Below are 22,644 nucleotides of genomic sequence, written 5' to 3' on the forward strand. Positions count from 1 at the left end.
GTCGGCCAGGGCGCGGGCGGTTAATCCGCCAGCGCGGTCACTTCGATTTCGACCTTCATCTCGGGCCGGATCAGCCCCGCGATCACCATGGTCGCGGCGGGGCGGATCTCGCCCAGATAATGGGCAAGGATGGGCGCGATTTCATCCACCAGAGCGGCATCGGTCACGGTGTATTGAACGCGCACGACATCGCCCAGGGCAAAGCCGCCCTCGGTCAGGGCGGCGATGATGGTTTCAAAGCAGTTGCGCGCTTGATCCGCGGCCGCCGTGGGCATGGTCATCGTGGCGTAATCGTAGCCAGTCACCCCCGACACGAAACACCACGGCCCTTTGACCACCGCCCGGCTATAGCCCAGCTTGGCCTCGAAGGCAGAGCCCCCTGAGATCTTACGCAAGGACTGCCTCCAGTTTGCGGAAGGCATCGGCGCGGTGGCTGATGCGGTTCTTCTGCTCGGCGGTCATTTCCGCGAAGGTTTGATCATACCCATCGGGAACGAACATCGGGTCATAACCATGACCATGTGCACCGCGGGTCGGCCAAACCAGATGGCCGGGGGCGATGCCCTCGAAAATCTCTTCGTGCCCGTCCGGCCACATCAGGATCAATGTGGCGCGAAACTGAGCGGTGCGCGGTTGCGGCGCATTTGCGGCCTCAAGCTCGCGCCAGGCGCGGGTCATGGCCAAATCGAAGTCACGACCGTTGGGGGTTTCCGCCCAGTCAGCCGTATAAACCCCCGGCGCGCCATTCAGCCCGTCGATGGTGATCCCGCTGTCATCGGCCAGCACAGGCAGGCCGGTCGCCTGCATGGCGGCAAGGGCCTTGATGCGGGCATTCCCGATAAAGGTCGTCTCGGTCTCGGCAGGTTCGGCCAGACCCATCTCGCCAGCCGAGGTGACCTCGATGCCGTGCGGCGCGAACAGGGCGCGCATCTCGTCCAGCTTGCCCTTGTTATGGGTTGCGATCAGCAGCTTTTTTTCGGTCAGTTTTCTCATGCGACTGCTGCCTTTTGTGCCGCGACCAATTGGGCGACGCCCGCCTCGGCCAGATCCATCAGCTGGTTCATCTCGCCGCGCGAAAAGGCCGCGCCCTCTGCCGACATCTGAACTTCGATCAAGCGGCCCGAACCGGTCATGACGAAATTGCCGTCGGTGCCTGCCTCGCTATCTTCGGGATAGTCCAGATCAAGCACCGCCTGACCCGCATATATGCCACAGGAAACGGCAGCGACATGGTCCAGCATCGGATCGCTGGTGATCAGGCCAGCCTTCATCAGTTTGTTCATCGCCAGACGCAGCGCCACCCAGCCCCCCGTCACCGAGGCACAGCGCGTGCCGCCATCGGCCTGGATGACATCGCAATCGATCACGATCTGGCGTTCGCCAAGCGCACGACGGTCGACGCCTGCACGCAAGGCCCGCCCGATCAGGCGCTGGATTTCCTGCGTGCGACCCGATTGCTTGCCCAAAGCGGCCTCGCGCTTGTTGCGGCTGTTGGTCGCGCGCGGCAGCATTCCATATTCGGCAGTGACCCAACCCTGCCCCGAACCCTTAAGGAATGGCGGGCAACGATCCTCGATCGTGGCCGAGCAAAGCACCTCGGTTCCGCCGCAACGGATCAGGCACGAGCCCTCGGCATGACGCAAAATCCCGGTTTCAATTGAAATCGGGCGCATTTCGCTTAAATTTCTTCCTGACGGGCGCATCTGGCATTCCTTTCGGGGGTTTTCCTGCCAAATACAGGTCTGCTGCCCCCATTCGCAACCCGTCAACGGCTTTACTCTCCGGAACCCTGAAACATCCATGCCCGATAACAGTCTGCTCTCAGAACTCAATGATCGCTCGCGCGAGGTGTTTCGCAAAGTGGTCGAAGCCTATCTTGATACCGGCGAGCCCGTGGGTTCGCGCACGTTGACGCGTGGCCTGTCTGAAAAGGTCAGCGCGGCAACAATTCGAAACGTCATGCAGGACCTTGAGCATCTGGGCCTGCTGGACAGCCCCCATATCTCGGCGGGACGGCTGCCGACGCAGCTGGGATTGCGCCTGTTTGTCGATGCGCTGATGGAAGCGGGCCCTGTCACAGATACGGACCGCACCGCGATCGAGCAGACAGTCGGCACTGGCAGCTCTGAGCCCGCCGAAATGTTGGACCGCGTCGGGGGGGCGCTGTCGGCGCTGACGCATGGCGCCTCTTTGGTGCTATCCACCAAACAAGAGGCGCCGCTGCGCCATATCGAATTCGTCAGCCTGGCCCCCGACCGTGCCTTGGTCGTTCTGGTCTTTGCCAATGGTCAGGTCGAGAACCGCATCTTTACCCCGCCCTTGGGACAAACCCCCTCTTCGATGCGAGAGGCCGCGAATTTTCTGAACGCGATTGGCGAGGGGCGCACGCTTGGCGATTTGCGTGCATCCGTCGCGACCGAGATCATGCAAAGCCGAAATCAGCTGGACGGTCTGGCCGCAGCCATGGTCTCGGCTGGCCTTGCCCAATGGGAAAATGGCGGCAGCGATTCACGGCTGATCGTGCGGGGCCGCTCGAACCTGCTGGATCACGAACTGGCCGATCTGGAGCGCGTGCGGGTGCTTTTTGATGACCTGGAACGCAAGCGCGATATAGCCCGTTTCCTGGAACTGACCGAGGACGGAGAAGGTGTGCGCATCTTCATCGGATCCGAAAACAAACTGTTTTCACTTTCGGGTTCCTCTTTGGTGGTTTCCCCTTATATGAACGCTGACCGAAAGATTGTCGGAGCGGTCGGCGTCATTGGTCCGACACGGCTGAACTATGGCCGTATCGTACCAATTGTCGATTACACCGCCCAACTTGTTGGGCGCGTATTATCCGGCAGAAAAGGATGAGATGATGACCAGAGACACAAAAAATGGGCATACGCCCGAGCACGAATTGCCCGAGGTGGACAGCGACTTTCTTGCTGAAGATCCGGCCGACTTTGCGGATATGGCCGCATCGCCGGATGTCGAGGCCATCATTGCCGAGCGTGACGATTATCGTGACCGCTTCATGCGTGCGCTGGCCGACGCCGAGAACGCCCGTAAGCGCGCCGAAAAAGACCGCCGCGATGCCGAACAATATGGCGGCTCGCGCCTGGCCCGCGACCTGCTGCCGGTTCATGACAACCTGAACCGCGCCCTGAGCCACGCCAATGACGAGCAACGTGCCGCAGCCGGCGCGCTGATCGAAGGTGTCGAACTGACCCTGCGCGAGCTGGAAAACGTTTTTGCCAAACATGGCATTACGGTCATCAAACCTGCCTTGGGCGAAAAATTCGACCCGCAGGTTCACGAGGCCATGTTCGAGGCCCCCGTCCCTGGCACGATCGCAGGTGGCATTATTCAGGTCATGGATAACGGCTTTATGCTGCATGACCGTTTGCTGCGCCCGGCCAAAGTGGGTGTCAGCTCGAATCCCGGAAACTAAGTCCGGACGGCCGAACACGGCCAGCAAGATTCAAGCAGGCCAGTTGGGGACAGCCCTCAACTGGCCTTATTCATTGGTCAGTTCTGGCACTATCTGAAACGGGCTTAACCATGTCATGATCGGGGCAATCCACTTTGCTTTCCCGGAAAGGCCCGCCATGAATATTCCAACCTCACCTCAAGCTTTGAGCAATGACCTGAGCCACGTGATCGAAACCGATCGTGCGCATATCTGGCACCACCTGCTGCAGCACAAATCGCTAGAGACCAGCGATCCACGCATCATTGTCGAGGGTAAGGGCATCCGTGTTTGGGACGCGGCTGGCCGGGAATTCATCGACGCGGTCTCGGGCGGGGTGTGGACGGTCAACGTTGGATACGGCCGCGAAAGCATCGCCAATGTCGTGCGTGATCAGCTGATCCGAATGAACTATTTTGCGCAATCCGCGGGCTCGATTCCGGGTTCGCTTTTTGCCGAAGCGCTCTTGGACAAGATGCCGGGCCTGAGCCGGGTCTATTACGCCAACTCGGGCTCTGAGGCGAATGAGAAGGTCTTTAAGATGGTCCGCCAGATTTCGGCGCGCCATCATAAGGGCAAGAAATCCAAGATCCTCTATCGCGAACGCGACTATCATGGCACCACGCTGGCCAACCTTGCCGCATGTGGCCAGCCCGAGCGCGCCGCGCTTTATGGTCCCCTGCCGGCCGGCTTCGTCGAGGTTCCGCATTGCCTGGAATATCGCAAGCAATGGGATGTCGAGGACTACGGTCGCCGCGCCGCCGACGCCATCGAGGAAGTCATCTTGCGCGAAGGCGCCGATGAGATCGGCCTGCTGTGCCTAGAGCCGATCACGGCGGGTGGCGGCGTAATCGTTCCGCCAACGGGCTATTGGGAGCGGGTGCAGGAGATTTGCCAGAAATACGACATCATGCTGCATATCGACGAAGTCGTCTGTGGTCTGGGTCGTACGGGCGAATGGTTCGGCTATCAGCATTACGGCGTGAAGCCCGACTTCGTGACGATGGCCAAGGGCCTTGCATCGGGTTATGCCGCGATTTCCTGTGTGGCAACCACCGAGAAAGTCTTTGAAATGTTCAAGGACGATCCCACGGATCCGCTTAGCTATTTCCGTGACATTTCAACCTTTGGCGGCTGCACCTCGGGGCCGGCCGCGGCGCTGGAGAATATGCGCATCATCATTGATGAAGATCTGATCGGGAATACGCGGCGCATGGGCGAGCGGCTGACCGGCAACCTTCAGGCGCTGATGGAAAAGCACAAGATCATCGGTGACGTTCGCGGCATTGGCCTGTTTCAGGGTGCCGAGCTGGTGACGGATCGCGCCACCAAAGAGCCGGTTGATGAGAAGCGCGTGCAGCGCGTCGTTGCTGAATGCGCGGCTGAGGGCGTCATCATCGGAGCAACCAACCGTTCGCTGCCGGGCATGAACAACACGCTTTGCCTGTCCCCGGCCCTGATCGCATCGGCCGATGATATCGACAGCATCACCGGCGCAATCGATACCGCGCTGACCCGCGTCTTTGGTTAACCGCACGCCTTTCAAATTGTCACACGTGAAACATTGGCCCGGCAACTTGTTTGCCGGGCCAGCGTCATGCTAGCGATAGCTTCGGCCCCTTCCCCGCGACTTTGCCAATGAGGCTGAGATGGCGATTACACCCGCGCTTTTTTTCATTGACCCAAAAGCCGGGATGACGCTGCAGCACCAGCTGCGCCAGCAAATTGTCGAAGCAATCCTGGATCGCCGCTTTCTGCCAGGAGAGCGTCTTCCGTCCAGTCGTAACCTTGCCCAGCATCTTGGGATCAGCCGCTTGACCGTGGCCACGGCCTATGCCGATCTTGTGGCGCAAGATTACCTGATTGCGCGGGATCGTGCGGGATATTTCATCGCCGAAAATATGAGCGCCCAACCCGAGATCCAGCCCTCAGATCAAAAGGCTGGGCGCGCAGACTGGACGCGCCTGATTGGCCAAAAATTCCGCAACCCGCGTGGACGACATCGCAATCCGGATTGGCAGAACTATCGCTTTCCCTTCACCTATGGCCAGGCTGATCCAAGGCTCTTCAATCATACCGCGTGGCGGCAATGTGCGCTTCAGGCTTTGGGTCAGCGCGACTTCAACGTACTTACCGCCGATTTTTACGAAGCAGATGACCCCGAGCTGGTGCTTTATATCACGCGCCAAATCCTGCCCCGTCGCGGCATTCAGGCACGCCCCGAAGACGTCTTGCTGACCATGGGCGCGCAAAACGCCTTGTGGTTGGCAGCCCAGGTTTTGTTGAACCAGCGCCGCACCGCGATTATCGAAAACCCCTGTTATCCCGGCTTGCGCGAAATTGTCGAACAAACTCGCTGTCATGTCGTGCCCGTGAATGTCGACGACCGTGGGCTGCCGCCTGATGCAATCCCCAAAGGCGCAGATGTCGTCTTTACGACTGCAAGTCATCAATGCCCGACCAACACGACCATGTCCCTTGAACGGAGGCGCGCCCTTTTGGCACGCGCCAAAAGCGAAGGCTTTGCCATTGTTGAGGACGATTACGAATTCGAGGTCTCCTTTACCAACTCGCCGTCTCCTGCTTTGAAATCTCTGGATCACAGTGACCACGTCATCTATGCCGGGTCATTTTCAAAATCCCTATTTCCGGGATTAAGGCTAGGATACCTGGTCGGACCACCCGAGTTTCTGGCCGAGGCCAGAGCCCTGCGCGGCCTAGTTTTACGCCATCCCCCGGGTCATCTTCAGCGAACTGTGGCTTATTTTCTCTCCCTCGGTCACCATGACCGACAGATGCATCATGTCAGGCAGGTCTATGCCGAACGCCGCGCGGTTATGGATGCGGCAATCCAGAAATATGGCCTGACCGTGGTTGGCGCTGCCAGTGGTGCGGGTGGGTCTAGCTATTGGATGCGCGCGCCCCAAGGTGTTGATACCCTAAGACTTTCCCAAGATCTTCTTGCTCAAGATGTGGTAATAGAGCCCGGCCCCGATTTCTTTTTCGAACCCGAGCCCTATTCCCGTCATTATCGATTGGCATATTCATCGATTTCTAGTGATCTGATCGACGAAGGGATCTCTCGTATCGCTGCGGCAATTCACGCGCAACGATCGACCCAGGATAAAGGCAGCCCTTACGGCGCAGAGATTTGGGCAGAGCCGCGGGACAAAGAGGTGGGGCATGAAGGTACTGATCGTTGAAACCGAGGCAGCCGCACAAAGGCGCGCAGTCGACCTGATTTGCGAGATGGTTAATCGCAAGCCGAATGCGGTCCTTGGCCTCGCGACAGGGGGCACGATGCTGCCAGTCTATGAACAGCTGGTCGCGCGCTATCGGTCAGGCCAGACTTCCTTTTCCGGGGTGTCCACGTTTAATCTTGATGAATATATCGGGCTATCGCCTGACCATCCTCAGTCCTATCGCAGCTATATGAACCACGCTTTGTTCAATCAGGTCGATATTCAATTGGGGCGCACCCACCTGCCCCGCGGTGATGCCAGAAACCCCGAGACCGAAGCCGAGCATTATGAGGCCGAAATTCAGCGCCTCGGCGGGATCGATCTGCAGCTACTTGGTATTGGGCAGAATGGGCACATTGGATTTAATGAGCCGACCTCTAGCCTGCGCAGCAGAACGCGCATTAAAACCCTTACGGCGGAAACCAGAGCAGCCAACAGCCGCTATTTCAAAGCGGATGAGACCATTCCTTCTTTTGCGATAACGATGGGCGTAGCCACAATCCTTGACTCGCGATCGTGCATTCTTCTGGCAGTAGGCGCATCCAAAGCCGCGGCGGTGGCCGCGATGATTGAAGGTCCATTGAGCGCAATTTGCCCTGCATCTGCCCTGCAGCTGCATCCCAATGCGACGATCATCTTAGACAAGGCGGCTGCAAGCAGCCTGAAACTGACAGAATACTACCTTCACGTTCACCCTGAAATGTAGAGATCTTTGATCAGCGAAACGCTGGCAACCGACCATTTACTGCGCTGTTTCGGCGCCGGATCAAGAAAGATCTCAATGCAGCTTAAAACTTCGATCAACGTAACAAAATAAATAGCTCGGCGAAATCATCGCCGAGCTATTCAAATAATGAATGTGCTTTGGGACTATGCCCCAGCACCAAGCAATTGGCACAGCCGATCCAGCTGATCCAGATCGCGGTAGGTTACGACGATCTGACCGCCATCACTGCCAGAATGGTTAATGCTGACGTTCATCTTCAACTGCGCGGTCAAGTCGCCCTCGAGGGCGCGCGTGTCAGCGTCTTTCTCTTGCTCGCGAGGCTTACGCGGCTTCGCCTGGGTCGGTTCAGCCTGCTTACGAACAAGCTCTTCAGTCTCGCGAACGGACAGATTACGCTCGATCACTTTGCGGGCAAGCTCGACCGCATTTGGTGCGGTTATAAGCGCGCGCGCATGACCGGCCGTCAATTTACCCTCTTTCAGCCACGCCTGAACCTGCTCGGGCAAATTTAGTAGCCGAAGCAAGTTTGCAATATGGCTGCGGCTTTTGTTCAACGCCTCGGCAAGCCGCTCTTGCGTATGGCCAAAGCGTTCCATCAATTGCTTGTAGGAGGCCGCCTCTTCGATCGCATTCAGATCCGAGCGCTGAATGTTCTCAACAATCGCAACCTCAAGCATTTCGGTATCATTAAGATTGCTAATGATAACCGGAACTTCGTGAAGTTGCGCGATCTGGGCTGCGCGCCACCGACGCTCACCGGCGACAATCTGAAACAGACCCTTGTCGCGGGGATGCGGGCGAACGATCAAGGGCTGAAGCATGCCGCGTACCCGCAATGACTGGGCAAGCTCTTGCAAGGCCTCGGGTGCGAAACTTCTTCTGGGCTGATCAGGGTTCGGCGTCAGCTGTTCAACCGGCAGGCTTTGACGCGCCGCAGGCCTATCCGAGGGGATCAAATCGACGTCAGCCATCAGCGCTGAAAGTCCACGACCAAGGCCTCGCTTGTCTGCTCTTGCATCTGCCACGTTCCATTCCCCCTGTTAGACTGTTGCGAGTTGCCGGCTAAGAAATTCGCGGGCAAGGCTTCGATATGCACCGCTTCCCTTCGAATGGGTATCGTAACTAAGTACCGACATTGCATGGGATGGCGCTTCGGACAAGCGAACATTCCGCGGAATGACAGTCTTATACACCAGATCGGACAAGGTGCTGCGGGCATCAGCCTCAACCTGCTGCGACAGATTATTGCGGCTATCTGCCATTGTCAGCAAAATTCCTTCGATCCTGAGATCAGGGTTTGCCGATTGGCGGACCTCTCGAACAGTCATCAGAAGCTGTGAAAGCCCCTCTAGCGCGTAAAATTCAGCCTGCAACGGAACTAAAACGCTATCAGCAGCGACCATGGCGTTGACAGTTAGCAAGCCAAGGGCCGGCGGACAATCGATAAGGACAAACTCCGCATCTGTCGTGGCTTGCAGCTTACGGCGCAACAGTTGTGACCTGCCGGGGCGGCTAGCAAGTTGAAGATCCGCAGAGGCCAGATCGGATGTCGATGGGACGATAGACAGGTTTTTGACGTCTGTTGGATACAGACAATCGGCCAAAGTCTCATCTCCGGCCAGCAAATCAAATGCGCTTCTTTGGCGATTTTCAGGCGGGATTCCGAGCCCGGTTGAGGCGTTGCCTTGCGGGTCCAAATCAACAACGATTACTTTATGCCCAAGTTCGGCCAATGCCGCAGCAAGATTTATCGCCGTCGTCGTTTTACCGACGCCACCTTTTTGGTTTGCGACGGCAATAATTCGTCCCTCAGACATGGCGGATCCTTGTAATCTCTAAAATTGCGGCACCCTGCTCGGTCGAACTTGGATGGTCCTGAACATTGAATACCCAATTTTGACGGGCCAGTTCCAGTTCATTTTTCCAGTTGCGCCCCTTCATCAGCCAAGCTTTGCCATCTGCATGGATGTGGCGATCAACATAGGACATAAGCAACGGCAGCGGAGCAAGCGCCCTGGCGCTCACATTATCTGCGCTCTGCGGTTCGGCTTTTTCAATTCTATCGACAAGAACTTGGGCATTGCTGATACCGGTCTCGCGAATAACCGTCCTTAGGAAGGTCGCCTTGCGTTGATCGCTTTCCATCAGTGTCACCGCAAGATCCGGTCGGGCAATAGCAACAACCAGTCCGGGAAGCCCCCCGCCGCTGCCAATGTCCAGCCAGCTTCCCGTCTGGGCACTAGCCAAAGAGACTAACTGAAGTGAATCCTGAATATGCCGGTCTTCAAGATCGATCAGCGTATTGGCCGCAACAAGATTAATACGCGGGTTCCACTTGCGGATAAGTTCAGCATAATGGCTGAGCTTATCCTGTGTTTCACGTGAAACAGACATTACGCGATTTTACTTCCTTTGGTACGAACCAGGGCAAGAATCAGAGTCAAGGCCGCCGGTGTAATCCCCTCGATAGCCGAGGCTGCTGCCAAATTGGTTGGGCGAACCCGAGTTAACTTTTCTTTTAACTCGTTGGAAAGACCAGATATCTTAGAAAAATCCATGTCATCGGGAATAGCCACGGCCTCCTCTTTGCGCAGCTGAACTGCATCGCGCCCCTGACGGTCTACATAGTTGTGGTAAAGCGCATCAGTTGCGACCTGCTTAAGGGTATTAGAATCGAATACACTCAATTCTGCATCCAGAGCCAAGACCGCTTCGCTATCAACATCGCTCTGCCCCAAAAGAGAAAACAGGCTGCGCTTGACCCCATCTTGACGTACGGCAATGCCCGCTGCTGCAAGTTGATTAGGAGAGAACTTCACATTTTCTGCATGGGACCGCGCGAGTTTATAGCTTGCTTGCTTCATCTCGAAATGCTCACGGCGGGCTTCGCTTGCACATCCCAGCTCAATAGCCAACGATGTCAGGCGTTGATCAGCATTGTCCGCCCGCAACGAAAGGCGGAATTCGGCGCGAGAGGTGAACATCCGATAAGGTTCACTTACCCCTCTTGTGACCAAGTCATCAATCATCACGCCGATATAGCTTTGCGATCGGCTCATGATCAGGGGATCACGTCCTTGAGCATTCAGGGCAGCATTCACCCCCGCGATCAGCCCTTGCGCCGCAGCCTCTTCATATCCAGTAGTCCCGTTGATTTGACCTGCTAGATATAGTCCTCGGCTTGCCTTCACTTCAAGCGTCGGTCTTAATGCCCGCGGATCTACATAGTCGTATTCAACTGCATAGCCCGGCTGAAGAATGACAGCATCCTCTAGTCCGCGCATCGACCGGACATAGCTTATTTGAATATCTTCGGGCAGTGAGGTAGAAATCCCATTGGGATAAACGACATCACTATCGACCCCTTCAGGCTCAAGAAAAACCTGATGAGAGCTTTTATCCGCAAATCTAACGATTTTATCTTCGATCGAAGGGCAGTAGCGCGGGCCTATACCTTCGATATGCCCGCCATACATTGCCGAGTTATGAAGATTATCGCGAATGATCTGATGGGTTATGTCGTTCGTATGGGTGATTGCGCAGCTAATTTGTTCCGCAGTAACCCTAGAGTTGAGATAGGAAAACAGCACGGGCTCTTCATCCCCTGGCTGTTTTTCTAGGCTATCCCAATCGATAGAACTACGCTTCAACCGAGGGGGCGTTCCGGTTTTAAGACGACCAAGCGGAAGGCTCAGATGCGAAAGAGATTTTGCCAGATGTTGCGAGGCGGCGTCTCCCCAACGTCCTGCAGGTCGGCTTACATCCCCAATATGGATAACGCCGTTAAGGAAAGTACCCGTCGTTAGAATAACGCGGCTCGATCTTATTTCATCGCCAGAAGCCAGCCTGATGCCCGCGACCTGATCGCCATTGAACAGGACGCTTGTAACTTCGCCATAAATTCGGGTCAGGCTCGTTTGTTCGGCAGCAGCATTTTGTGCCGCGGCTCGATATAGTTTGCGATCAGCTTGGGCGCGCGGCCCCTGCACCGCGGGCCCCTTGCGGCGATTTAGTAGGCGAAATTGGATGCCAGCTTGGTCAGCCAGGCGTCCCATGACACCATCCATCGCGTCGATTTCACGAACAAGATGCCCTTTTCCAAGCCCGCCAATCGCTGGATTGCATGACATCGTTCCTAGGTCATCGGCCTTCAGCGTCACAAGCGCAACACTGACACCCATGCGCGCTGCGGCCATGGCAGCTTCTAAGCCAGCGTGCCCGCCCCCGATTACGACCACATCGAATTGTTCCACGTGAAACCTACTTCCCGATACAGAAAGACGAAAACACCTCGTCTAGGTAATCTTCTGCGCCAATTCTGCCAACCATAGCAGAAATCTCATTAACGGCTTGTCGAATTCCCTCGGCGATCAGCTCAGCCAACTCACCTTCCGAAAATTCCAGTGCCTTGATCGCACGCGAAATCGCATCCGCCTGACGGCGATGGCTAACGATTCCAGAATCAGCCGCCTTATTGCGCAGATAAGAATACACGTTTTCCAAAAGTTCGGCGACACCCTGCCCCGTCAAACCTGATATTCCTATCTGATTTGTGAGCAAATCGGATTTTGATCGAACGATCAGATCTCCGGGCACGAACCCTTCTTGAACCTCTCCTTCCGGGGAAAGATGAATTCGCAAATCGGCATTCTCGGCGCGCTTTTTTGCTCGCGCGACGCCCATCGCCTCGATTTGATCATCGCTCTCGCGCAAGCCAGCGGTATCCAGAAATGTCACCGCCAGGCCTCGCAAATCGACCCGCAGCTCCAAAACGTCGCGTGTCGTGCCAGCAATATCCGAAACCAATGCGATATCTCGCTTGGCAATCTGGTTCAAAAGCGTCGATTTTCCAGCATTCGGAGGTCCAATAATCGCCACCTCATACCCCTGCCGCAGACGTTCAGTTGCGGGGTATTGATAAAGGATATGCGACAGCTCTTTCCTTATTTCTTCAATAATAACAAATGCTTCTGGCGGAATTTCTTCGGGAACTTCCTCGTCGGCAAAGTCGATACTGGCTTCAACAAGCGCACCAGCCCGGATCAGTCTTTTTCTGATCACATCCGCGACTTTTCGGACCGCGCCATCGGCTGCAGTCATTGCCAGTTTACGCTGCGCTTCGGTTTCTGCGGCCAAAAGATCCGCCAAGCCTTCGGCTTCGGCCAGATCTATGCGGCCATTCAGGAACGCCCGGCGCGTAAATTCGCCTGCCTCAGCTCGTCGCAAACCAAAAGAAAGCAGCGCTTGTTCAATGCGACTGACGATAACAGGCGCGCCATGCAGCTGCAGCTCGGCGACATCCTCTCCGGTAAAGCTTTCCCCTGCATCGAATGTCAGGATCAACGCCCGGTCGATCAGGTCATCCCCGTCTCTTAGGGCCCTCAGATAAGCACGTCGTGCTTTAGGAACTGGACCCGCCAAATACGCGACAGCCGCATGCGCGTTCGGACCACTGATCCGAACGACGGAAACACCCCCGCGACCGGGAGGTGTTGCCTCGGCAAAAATCGTATCCAATCCGTCCTCCGTCTAACGGCGTCAGGCGTTCATCGAGTCAAAGAATTCGCTGTTAGATTTCGTCTGTTTCAGTTTCGAAATCAGGAATTCGACCGCATCCGTCGTGCCCATTGGGTTCAGAATGCGCCGCAGCAGATAGGTCTTCTGAAGATCTTTGGAATCGACCAACAGTTCTTCTTTCCGAGTGCCGGATTTGAGAATATCCATTGCCGGGAAGACGCGTTTGTCAGCAACTTTGCGGTCCAGAACGATCTCCGAGTTACCCGTTCCTTTGAATTCCTCAAAGATGACTTCATCCATGCGCGAGCCCGTATCGATCAGGGCGGTCGCAATAATTGTCAGCGAACCACCCTCTTCAATATTACGCGCAGCACCAAAGAAGCGTTTCGGGCGCTGAAGTGCGTTTGCATCCACACCGCCGGTCAACACTTTGCCCGAGCTTGGCACAACAGTGTTAAACGCGCGACCAAGTCTTGTGATCGAGTCAAGCAAGATCACAACATCTCGTTTGTGCTCGACCAGGCGCTTGGCCTTTTCGATCACCATTTCCGACACTGCAACGTGACGGCTGGCCGGCTCGTCAAAGGTCGAAGACACAACCTCCCCCTTCACCGAGCGCTGCATATCTGTAACTTCTTCCGGCCGCTCATCGATCAGCAGCACGATCAAATAGCATTCAGGGTGATTGCGTTCGATCGAATGCGCGATATTTTGCAGCAAAACCGTCTTACCGGTCCGCGGCGGAGCCACGATCAGCGAACGCTGCCCCTTGCCGATCGGCGCGACAAGATCGATGATGCGGGCCGAACGATCCTTGATCGTCGGATCCTCGATCTCCATTTTCAGCCGCTCATTGGGATAAAGCGGCGTCAGGTTGTCAAAGGCCACCTTGTGGCGCGCCTTTTCCGGGCTTTCAAAGTTGATTTTTTCAACCTTGGTCAGCGCAAAATAACGTTCATTCTCACCAGGACCGCGAATGACACCTTCGACGGTGTCGCCCGTGCGCAGCGAATGCTGCCGGATCATGTCAGGGCTGACGTAAATATCATCCGGACCTGGCAGATAGTTTGCCTCGGGCGAGCGCAAAAAGCCGAAACCGTCCTGAACAACTTCAAGAACGCCATCGCCACCGATTTCAACGCCTTCTTCGGCATGTTCTTTCAGCAGCGAGAACATCATCTCGCCCTTACGCATGACCGTCGCGTTCTCGATCTCCCACTCTTCGGCCATTGCCAGAAGATCGGCCGGGCTTTTCGCCTTCAGATCGGAAAGGTTTAGACGTTCATCGCTCATCGTTCAGCCCATATGCGCAAAGACTCGACCCGAGCCTGCAAAAATTTCAGTGCATGGAGAATCCCCGCCGGACGGCGTTAATGCCCAAATAGGCCTTTGGTCCACGCGAGTCAATTCTTAGAACTTGACGACGACCGATAGCACGATGACGACCATCAGCAATGTCGGCACTTCATTGGCCAGGCGATAGCTTCGCCCAGAGCGCCCCTGCCCTGCCAACAACGCTTTTCGCTGTCCCGACAGCCAGCCATGAAACCCGGTCATCGCGATGACGCTGATTGCTTTGGTCCAGGGCCAGATTGATGACCAATCAACGATTCCGGGCGTTAGCACCAAAGCAAGCCCTGCGATCCAGGTCACAATCATCGCCGGGCGCATGATCATGCGCAAAAGCTTGTCTTCCATGATCTCGAACGAGGCCGTGGGCTCGACAGCCGATCCTTTTCGTTCGGCGTGATAGACGTAAAGCCTAGGCAAATAGAACAACCCAGCCATCCATGAGACGACGGCCATGATGTGCAGGGCTTTGACCCATGGGTAAGCAAGACTCAGCAAGTCGATCATCCGATCCTCCTTCCCCTCTCATTCATTAAATAAAGATAGAAATAAAGATGATGTTTTATTTGGCCCTGTGGGCATCTGGAAAACATCATTTTCCCGCATCTTTACACAGTGATTTTTCTCTCTGGATAAGAGCTCACGGACCGAGCCTCAAAATGAGATTCATCTAACAATTGCAAAATGTTGCAAAAATATCGAACTGTGGAAAGACATGTGGATAACTTACTTTACCCACAGGCTGTGGGCAAGCTTGTGAATGGTTATCTACATGTGGATGAAATGAGTGCGTTCTTCTTTGGTTCTTTGGCTGAAAAAGGGCTTGACGCAAAAGAATCGATTCATCCACGGATTCGTCTTTTTCTTGCTCGACGACTTATCCCCAGCCTTGTCCCAGCCCTTTGGCGCAAACTTCTGGCGCCGCGTCTTAGCGACAAGAAATGATGTCTGAAATCGTCATTTTTATGTCGTATTTAGCCCTCTCTGGCCCGCAATGCGGTGCAATCCTTTCGGAAATGCAGCTTTCTCTGACCCCGGACATCAGCCATGTTGAACACAGCCGAAATCCTTTCCCAGATCTCCGCCCGGCCGCGGAATTATGCGCTTAGCCACGATCTTTATTGCGATCCCGGTGTCTATCAGGCCGATCTCGAAGAGATCTGGTACAAGGAATGGCTTTTTGCGATTCCAGCCTGCGACATCCCCAAGACCGGCAACCATGCGACGCTGCAGGTTGGTGCCTATCCGGTGGTCATCGTGCGTGGCGCGGATGGCGTGATCCGGGCGTTCCACAACGTCTGCCGTCACCGCGGTCAGCGTCTTTGCCCCAAACAGAACGGCTCTTCACCGAAACTTGTGTGTCCCTATCACCAGTGGACCTATGATCTGGATGGCAAGCTGGTCTTTGCCCGCGACATGGGCCCTGACTTCGATCCGTCGAAATTCAGCCTCAAACCGGTGCATGTGCGCACCAACGGCGGCTTGGTTTATATCTGCCTTGCTGAAAATCCGCCGGAATTTGACCGTTTTGGCGGTTTCCTTGACGATTACGTCGGAGTGTCCGGGCTAGAGGACGCCAAAGTCGCCTTTTCCTCGACCATTGTTGAAAATGGGAACTGGAAACTGGTGATGGAGAATAACCGCGAGTGTTATCACTGCGGCGGCTCCCATCCTTCGCTGTGCCGCAGCTATTCAGACAACCCGCTGATGACCGTGATGGAGGGGCCGAATGCTGCCTCGCCTGAAATCCTTGCCCATTGGCAGCGTTGCGATGATGCAGGCATTCCTGCGCGCTTTGTGAACCAAGACGACATGCAGTGGCGTTTTGCCCGTGTGCCGCTGCTCAACAATGCCGAAAGCTTCACCATGTCGACCAAGGCTGCGGTCAGCCGCCGTATGGGCCGCATGCCCTGGAATGATGCCGGCAGCCTGATGCTTTACCATTTCCCATCCAGCTGGAACCACTTCCTGCCCGATCATGCCATCGTTTTCCGGGTTCTGCCGATTTCGCCGACCGAAACCGAGGTCACTTCGAAATGGTTGGTTCATAAAGACGCGGTTGAGGGCGTGGATTACGATCTGCAAAAATTGACCGAGGTCTGGCTCTCCACCAACGACGAGGACCGCCGTGTCGTCGAAGAAAACCAAAAGGGTATCTTGTCGCCAGCCTATGAAGCCGGCCCCTATTCGCCCAATCAGGAAGAGGGTGTGATTCATTTCGTGGATTGGTACTGCCGCAAGATGCAGGACCGCCTGGCGCCCCGTCCGGCGATGGCGGCAGAATAATGACGCTGCCGAATAAAGCCTTTGGCGAGCAACCGTGGAAGGACAGCGAGCCTTTGGAATGTGCAATGGTGGTGCCCGAAACGACGGACACCGCCACCTTCACCTTCCGCGCACCTTCAGGGGCCTGGTTTGACTACAGGCCCGGCCAGTTCATCACTTTGGATTTGCCGGTGCCGGGCGGCAATGTGCAGCGGACCTATACGATTTCCTCCAGCCCCTCGCGGCCGTTGTCGATATCGGTCACGGTCAAGGCCCAACCCGGCAGCACCGGCGGGCGCTGGATGCTGGATCACCTCAAGCCGGGGATGCAGATCAAGGCATTCGGACCTGCGGGCGTGTTCACGACCCAATGTCGCTCTGATAAAAAATACCTATTTATTTCAGCAGGTTCTGGAATAACCCCGGTCATGTCCATGACGACCTGGGCTTGGGACTCGGGTGAAATGCCCGATATTGCCTTTGTCCATGCGGCGCGCTCTCCCAGCGATATCATTTTCCGCCAAAGGCTCGAGGGCATGGCGGATCGCGTGCCGGGGCTCAAGCTGCATTTCACGGTCGAGGAAACCGATCCGTTTCGTTCGTGGCATGGCTATCGCGGGCGCCTGAACCAGATCATGCTGGGGCTGATGGCCTCGGATTATCTCGACCGCGAGGTCTATTGCTGCGGCCCGGAACCATTCATGCAGGCAGTGCGCGATATGCTGGCGGCACTTGGCTATGACATGGACCGCTATCATCAGGAAAGCTTTGGCGCGCCCGTGCGCACCCAGGCCGAGGTGCCGGTCCTTGACGATGTCGTCCCCGAGGAAGGGGCCAGCGCCGAGATCATTTTTGCCGCATCTGGCGTGACCGCGAAATGCGATCAGACAGACACCGTGCTTGCGGTTGCGCGCGCCAATGGGCTGAACATCCCCTCGGGCTGCACCTTTGGCCTATGCGGTACCTGCCGGATCAAGAAAAATTCGGGCGAGGTTCATATGGTCCATAACGGTGGCATCTCGGACGAGGATATCGAGGACGGCTATATCCTGGCCTGCTGCTCGCATCCGATCGGCGCCGTTTCGGTCGAAGTCTGATCCTGATGGCCCGCCGCCCAGCAGCGGTGGCGGGCCATAACCGGCTTTGGTGGTGCGGGTGGCCGGACGGCTTTGGTCCAAGCCCATCCTCACGCCCGAACTGCAGTCCATCACCCCAAACAGCCTCTTTGCTTGACAGGTCGGTCGTAATTCCGGCAGTCTAATCAGACCTATCTATTCGACAGGCAGCAGGAGGGTTTGATGAACATCGACCTCTCACGTCGCAGCTTCTTGAAGCTGGCGGGTGCGGGTGTCGCGGCGACCTCTCTCGGAGCGATGGGCTTCGCAGAGGCTGAGGCAGCAGAGGCGGCGCATGTGCGCGATTTCAAGCTGGTCACCACGACAGAAACCCGAAACATTTGCACCTATTGCTCGGTTGCCTGCGGCGTCATCATGTATTCCAAGGGCGATGTCAAAGCTGGCGAGGTTGCGGATCTGATCCATATCGAAGGCGATGCGGATCACCCCACCAACCGTGGCACGCTATGCCCCAAAGGTGCGGCGCTTAAGGATTTCGTGAAATCCGAGACACGCGCCACCAAGCCGCGCTATCGGCCGGCGGGCGCCAGCGATTGGCAAGATATCACCTGGGAGCAGGCTTTCGATAAGATCGCCCGCTCGATCAAGGACGACCGCGACGCCAATTTCGTCGCGAAAAACGATCAGGGTCAGGTGGTCAACCGCTGGCTGACCGCGGGTTTTCTGGCGGCCTCTGGATCAACCAATGAAACGGGCTGGCTGACCTTCAAGACCGTTCGTTCGATGGGGGTGCTTGCACTCGATAACCAGGCACGCGTCTGACACGGCCCCACGGTAGCCAGTTTGGCTCCGACGTTTGGCCGTGGCGCTATGACCAACGCCTGGACTGATATCAAGAATACCGACCTTGTCATCGTCATGGGTGGCAATGCTGCCGAAGCGCATCCTTGCGGCTTTAAATGGGTGACCGAGGCCAAGGCCAAGCGCGGCGCCAAGCTGATCGTGGTGGACCCCAGGTTCACGCGCACGGCTGCGGTGTCGGATTATTACGCGCCGATCCGTCCCGGCTCGGATATCGCCTTCCTGATGGGGGTGATCCGCTACTGCATTGAAAACGATAAGGTGCAGTGGGATTACGTCAAAAACTATACCAATGCCGCCTTCCTGGTGCGCGATGGGTTTGGCTGGTCCGAGGGGCTGTTCAACGGCTATGACGCCGACAAGCGCGCCTTTGACATGACGGAATGGGACTATCAGATCGGGGATGACGGCTATGCCAAGGTCGATCCGACCCTGCAAGATCCGCGCTGTGTCTGGAACCTGCTCAAGGCGCATGTCGCGACCTATACCCCTGAAATGGTCGAGACGATCTGCGGCACGCCCAAGGACCGCTATCTGAAAATCTGCGAAATGATCGGGGAATGTTCTGCCCCCGACCGGGTCATGACCTCGCTTTACGCGCTTGGCTGGACCCAGCATTCCAAGGGCTCTCAGAATATTCGCGGGATGGCGATGTTGCAGCTGATCCTTGGCAATGTCGGCATGCCGGGCGGGGGCGTGAATGCGCTGCGCGGGCATTCAAACATTCAGGGACTGACCGATATCGGGCTACTTTCCAGCTCGTTGCCCGGCTATCTGGCCATGCCCAAGGACAGCGAGGTGGATTTCACCACCTTCATGTCCACCAAGCTAAACCCTGCCATCCGTCCGGACCAGACCAGCTATTGGCAGAACTACCAAAAGTTCATGGTCAGCTTTCAAAAGTCGATGTGGGGCGATCATGCTACGGCCGAAAACGATTGGGCCTATGATTACCTGCCCAAGCTGGACGTGCCCTATTACGACATCCTGCGCTTTTTCGACATGATGTCGAAGGGCAAGGTGAACCTTTACTTCTGCCAGGGCTTCAACCCGCTGTTAAGCTTTCCCAACCGCGCCAAACTGACCCAGGCGCTCTCCAAGCTGAAACTGCTGGTCGTTATGGATCCGTTGCAGACGGAAACGGCATCTTTCTGGCAAAATCACGGGATTCACAACGATGTGGATTCCGCGTCGATCCAGACCGAAGTGCTGGAACTGCCCACCACCTGCTTTGCAGAGGATGAGGGCGCCACAGTCAACTCGGGTCGGTGGCTGCAATGGCATTGGCCGGGGGCAACTGCGCCGGGTCAGGCGCGTGCGGATACATGGATCCTGGCGAATGTCTTTTTGCGGGTAAAAGCGCTTTATCAAACCGAAGGCGGCGCATTCCCCGATCCCATCCTGAACCTGTCATGGGACTACAAGGATGCCTATGAGCCCTCGGCCGAAGAGCTTGCCAAAGAGATGAACGGCCGGGCGTTGGCGGATCTTTATGATCCGGCCGATGCCACCAAACTTCTGGTCAAAGCTGGTGACCAGTTGCCGAATTTCGCAGTGATGCGCGATGATGGTACGACGATGTCGGGCTGCTGGATCTATGCCGGAAGCTGGACGCAGGACGGCAATATGATGGCGCGCAGGGATAACTCTGATCCCGGCGATGTCGGGCTTTTTGCGAAATGGTCGTTCTCATGGCCCGCCAACCGGCGCATTTTGTACAACCGCGCCTCGGCGGATCTGCAAGGCAAGCCATGGGATCCCAAGCGCAAGTTGATCGAATGGACCGGCACCAAATGGGAGGGGTTCGACGTACCCGATATCGCGGTGACCGCCGCGCCGGGCAAGGTAATGCCCTTTATCATGACCAATGAAGGTGTGGGTAAGCTATTCTCGCGCAAGGGTTTGAAAGATGGGCCATTTCCGACCCATATGGAGCCCTTCGAAAGCCCCATTGCCAATGTGTTGAACCGTGATTTGCGCGGCAACCCGGCGGCGCGGGTCTTTCCTGAAGATCTGGCGCAGATGGCGACGGTCGGCGACACCGATTTTCCTTTCGTCGCCACCTCTTACCGGCTGACCGAGCATTTCCACTTCTGGACCAAGCACAACAAGGTCAACGCGGCCCTTCAGCCCGAGTTTTTCGTGGAAATCAGCCATGAGCTGGCGGCGGAAAAGGGCATCAAGCAAGGGGGGCGCGTCAGGGTCTGGTCAAAACGTGGTCAGGTCTGGGCGGTTGCCTTTGTGACCGGACGGATCAAGCCGTTGATATGTGACGGAAAAACCGTTCATGTCGTCGGAATACCGCTGCATTGGGGCTTTATTGGGGCTGCGCGCAAAGGGTTTGGGCCAAACAGCCTGACGCCCTTTGTCGGGGACGCCAATATCGACACGCCGGAATTCAAGGCGTTTCTCGTCAATATTGAACCCTCATCAGATGAGGCGGTGTCATGACCATTGATCCAAACCTTGATAGCCCGCGCACCGCCATCTCGAACCCGCCGGTGCAGCCGATGCCGACAAATCTGGGTGCGGGCGATGTCGTGCGCGCCTCGGCCATGCCCGATCTGCCCGCGCCCGAGCGTCAGCTGACCCCAGTGGCCAAGCTGATCGATGTCAGCAAATGCATTGGCTGCAAGGCCTGCCAGTCGGCCTGTGCCGAATGGAATGATACCACCCCGCCGATCGAGCATAATATCGGCAGCTATCAAAACCCCTCGGATCTGGGCCCCGAGATGTTCACGCTGATGCGCTTTGCCGAATATGACAATCCCGAAACGGGCGACTTTGAATGGCTGATCCGTAAGGATGGCTGCATGCATTGCGAAGATCCGGGATGTCTGAAGGCCTGTCCCGCGCCCGGGGCAATCGTGCAATATTCGAATGGGATCGTTGATTTCATTCACGAAAACTGCATCGGCTGTGGCTATTGCATCTCGGGTTGCCCGTTCGACATTCCGCGCGTGTCCCAAACGACCCACAAATCCTATAAATGCACGCTGTGTTCGGATCGCGTGGCCGTGGGTCAGGGACCGGCCTGTGCCAAGGCCTGCCCGACCCAAGCGATTGTCTTTGGCACCAAAGAGGACATGCTGACCCATGCAAATGAGCGGGTCGAGGATCTGAAGTCGCGCGGCTATGCCAATGCCGGGATCTATGATCCGGCGGGTGTCGGTGGCACGCATGTGTTTTACGTGCTCCATCACGCTGACAAGCCCCAGATTTACTCTGATCTGCCGACCGACCCTTCGATTTCGGCGGTGGTGCGCGGCTGGAAGGGACCGACGAAGACCATCGGTCTTGCGGCGATCGGACTGGCTGCTGTCGGCACGATCCTGCACGGGCTGCTGGGGCGCGCGAATAAGGTCTCGGCTGCCGATGAGATTCATGCCGAAGAGCTGGTGACGCAGCTTGATCCCCCGTCCGGCCCTGCTGCTGCGCCCAAAAATGAGGTGCTGTGATGACCAACCCGCGCCAATTTTCGCAACAAGGCGATCACATCGAGGGGCGTGATCCGGTGACCGTCAGCCGCTATCGCGGATTTACCCGGGTCAATCACTGGATTACGGCGCTGTCGCTGATCATCCTTTTGATCTCGGGATTGGCGCTGTTTACGCCCCAGCTTTACGTGCTGACTACGCTTTTCGGTGGTGGGCAAACCACGCGCTGGCTGCATCCAATCGTCGGGGTCGTGCTGTTTTTCAGCTTCCTGATCCTGTTTTTACAGCTGTGGCGCCTGAACCTTCCGCGACCCGAGGATGTCACTTGGGTCGAGGGTATCGGCGATGTCATCCGCGGGGATGAGGAAAAGCTGCCAGAGCTGGGCAAGTATAACGCCGGTCAAAAGTTCATTTTCTGGGGCATGGCCGGGCTGATCCTTGTGCTGATCGGAACCGGCCTGATGATCTGGCAGGAATATTTTCCCGATTTGGTCTCGATCCCGGTTCGCCGGATTGCGCTTTTGGTTCATTCTTTGGCGGCCATTTGCATCATTTTGCTGTTCATTCTGCATGTCTATGCGGCAATCTGGACCCGTGGCACCATCAGCGCCATGACAAGCGGTTCGGTCACTGGGGGCTGGGCCTATCGTCATCACCGCAAATGGCTGCGCGAAATCGCCGAGCGTGATCGCTCTAGGCCCGTGAAATAGCCGCT

At 56.6% G+C, this 22,644-nt stretch carries 21 protein-coding genes; 11 read left to right on the forward strand and 10 right to left on the reverse strand.

Going from position 1 to position 22,644, the window contains the following annotated elements; all coding sequences use genetic code 11:
- Positions 1-20: 20 nt before the first annotated feature.
- Genes RTS12_RS00095 through rph form a run of 3 tightly spaced genes read right to left on the reverse strand, consistent with a single transcriptional unit; the run spans position 21 to position 1,703 of the window.
- Positions 21-395 carry a RidA family protein gene (locus RTS12_RS00095; RefSeq protein ID WP_312524571.1) on the reverse strand — a complete coding sequence of 125 codons (375 nt, stop codon included), beginning with the start codon at positions 393-395 and terminating at the stop codon, positions 21-23.
- A complete protein-coding gene (gene rdgB, locus RTS12_RS00100) occupies positions 388-993 on the reverse strand; it encodes an RdgB/HAM1 family non-canonical purine NTP pyrophosphatase (RefSeq protein ID WP_312524572.1) in 606 nt (201 codons plus the stop codon). Before rdgB ends, RTS12_RS00095 begins: the two co-directional genes overlap by 8 nt.
- Positions 990-1,703: a ribonuclease PH gene (rph, locus tag RTS12_RS00105; protein WP_312524573.1), complete on the reverse strand. Its 714-nt coding sequence runs from the start codon at positions 1,701-1,703 to the stop codon at positions 990-992. Before rph ends, rdgB begins: the two co-directional genes overlap by 4 nt.
- Positions 1,704-1,800: 97 nt before the next feature.
- Between rph and hrcA the strand changes: the two genes are divergently transcribed.
- The 5 genes from hrcA (at position 1,801) to nagB (ending at position 7,402) form a co-directional block, all read left to right on the forward strand.
- Entirely contained in the window at positions 1,801-2,856 is a 1,056-nt protein-coding gene (gene hrcA / locus RTS12_RS00110; RefSeq protein WP_312524574.1) for a heat-inducible transcriptional repressor HrcA, read from the forward strand.
- Positions 2,857-2,956: 100 nt separating this feature from the next.
- Positions 2,957-3,436 carry a nucleotide exchange factor GrpE gene (locus RTS12_RS00115; protein ID WP_312524682.1) on the forward strand — a complete coding sequence of 160 codons (480 nt, stop codon included), beginning with the start codon at positions 2,957-2,959 and terminating at the stop codon, positions 3,434-3,436.
- A gap of 157 nt (positions 3,437-3,593) precedes the next feature.
- A complete protein-coding gene (locus tag RTS12_RS00120) occupies positions 3,594-4,985 on the forward strand; it encodes an aminotransferase class III-fold pyridoxal phosphate-dependent enzyme (protein WP_312524575.1) in 1,392 nt (463 codons plus the stop codon).
- 118 nt (positions 4,986-5,103) lie between these two features.
- Entirely contained in the window at positions 5,104-6,657 is a 1,554-nt protein-coding gene (locus RTS12_RS00125) for a PLP-dependent aminotransferase family protein (RefSeq protein ID WP_312524576.1), read from the forward strand.
- Positions 6,638-7,402 (forward strand): glucosamine-6-phosphate deaminase, encoded by a 765-nt coding sequence (gene nagB, locus RTS12_RS00130; RefSeq protein ID WP_312524577.1) that lies wholly within the window; start codon positions 6,638-6,640, stop codon positions 7,400-7,402. Before RTS12_RS00125 ends, nagB begins: the two co-directional genes overlap by 20 nt.
- Positions 7,403-7,566: 164 nt before the next feature.
- Here nagB and RTS12_RS00135 read toward each other — a convergent pair whose 3' ends face one another.
- From RTS12_RS00135 to RTS12_RS00165, 7 genes are all read right to left on the reverse strand, one after another.
- Positions 7,567-8,394, reverse strand: a complete 828-nt coding sequence (locus RTS12_RS00135; protein ID WP_409455646.1) for a ParB/RepB/Spo0J family partition protein — start codon at positions 8,392-8,394, stop codon at positions 7,567-7,569.
- Positions 8,395-8,463: 69 nt separating this feature from the next.
- Complete coding sequence (locus tag RTS12_RS00140; RefSeq protein WP_312524579.1) at positions 8,464-9,240, reverse strand: AAA family ATPase; 777 nt, start codon at positions 9,238-9,240, stop codon at positions 8,464-8,466.
- Entirely contained in the window at positions 9,233-9,817 is a 585-nt protein-coding gene (rsmG, locus tag RTS12_RS00145) for a 16S rRNA (guanine(527)-N(7))-methyltransferase RsmG (protein ID WP_312524580.1), read from the reverse strand. Before rsmG ends, RTS12_RS00140 begins: the two co-directional genes overlap by 8 nt.
- Positions 9,817-11,676 carry a tRNA uridine-5-carboxymethylaminomethyl(34) synthesis enzyme MnmG gene (gene mnmG / locus RTS12_RS00150; protein ID WP_312524581.1) on the reverse strand — a complete coding sequence of 620 codons (1,860 nt, stop codon included), beginning with the start codon at positions 11,674-11,676 and terminating at the stop codon, positions 9,817-9,819. The genes rsmG and mnmG overlap by 1 nt, the downstream gene beginning before the upstream one ends.
- 7 nt (positions 11,677-11,683) lie before the next feature.
- Positions 11,684-12,940: a tRNA uridine-5-carboxymethylaminomethyl(34) synthesis GTPase MnmE gene (mnmE, locus tag RTS12_RS00155; RefSeq protein WP_312524582.1), complete on the reverse strand. Its 1,257-nt coding sequence runs from the start codon at positions 12,938-12,940 to the stop codon at positions 11,684-11,686.
- Between the two features lie 21 nt (positions 12,941-12,961).
- Complete coding sequence (gene rho / locus RTS12_RS00160; RefSeq protein WP_312524583.1) at positions 12,962-14,233, reverse strand: transcription termination factor Rho; 1,272 nt, start codon at positions 14,231-14,233, stop codon at positions 12,962-12,964.
- Between the two features lie 117 nt (positions 14,234-14,350).
- The gene (locus RTS12_RS00165; RefSeq protein WP_312524584.1) at positions 14,351-14,797 is read right to left on the reverse strand and encodes a CopD family protein; all 447 of its coding nucleotides are present in this window, start codon (positions 14,795-14,797) and stop codon (positions 14,351-14,353) included.
- Between the two features lie 210 nt (positions 14,798-15,007).
- On the opposite strand from RTS12_RS00165, the gene RTS12_RS00170 reads away from it, so the two are divergent.
- The 6 genes from RTS12_RS00170 to RTS12_RS00195 all read left to right on the forward strand — a co-directional run bounded on the left by RTS12_RS00170 (position 15,008) and on the right by RTS12_RS00195 (position 22,639).
- Positions 15,008-15,235, forward strand: a complete 228-nt coding sequence (locus RTS12_RS00170; protein ID WP_312524585.1) for a hypothetical protein — start codon at positions 15,008-15,010, stop codon at positions 15,233-15,235.
- A gap of 102 nt (positions 15,236-15,337) precedes the next feature.
- On the forward strand, positions 15,338-16,576 hold the full coding sequence (locus RTS12_RS00175; RefSeq protein WP_312524586.1) for an aromatic ring-hydroxylating dioxygenase subunit alpha: 1,239 nt from the start codon (positions 15,338-15,340) through the stop codon (positions 16,574-16,576).
- Complete coding sequence (locus tag RTS12_RS00180) at positions 16,576-17,652, forward strand: hybrid-cluster NAD(P)-dependent oxidoreductase (RefSeq protein WP_312524587.1); 1,077 nt, start codon at positions 16,576-16,578, stop codon at positions 17,650-17,652. Before RTS12_RS00175 ends, RTS12_RS00180 begins: the two co-directional genes overlap by 1 nt.
- A gap of 201 nt (positions 17,653-17,853) precedes the next feature.
- Positions 17,854-20,943, forward strand: a complete 3,090-nt coding sequence (gene fdnG, locus RTS12_RS00185; RefSeq protein ID WP_312524588.1) for a formate dehydrogenase-N subunit alpha — start codon at positions 17,854-17,856, stop codon at positions 20,941-20,943.
- Positions 20,940-21,950, forward strand: coding sequence for a formate dehydrogenase subunit beta (gene fdxH / locus RTS12_RS00190; protein ID WP_312524589.1), 1,011 nt, complete (start codon positions 20,940-20,942; stop codon positions 21,948-21,950). Before fdnG ends, fdxH begins: the two co-directional genes overlap by 4 nt.
- Entirely contained in the window at positions 21,950-22,639 is a 690-nt protein-coding gene (locus RTS12_RS00195; protein WP_312524590.1) for a formate dehydrogenase subunit gamma, read from the forward strand. The genes fdxH and RTS12_RS00195 overlap by 1 nt, the downstream gene beginning before the upstream one ends.
- Positions 22,640-22,644 lie beyond the last annotated feature (5 nt).

Origin of the sequence: Paracoccus sp. (in: a-proteobacteria), from assembly GCF_032007265.1 — a bacterium.
Taxonomy (GTDB): Bacteria; Pseudomonadota; Alphaproteobacteria; order Rhodobacterales; family Rhodobacteraceae; genus Paracoccus.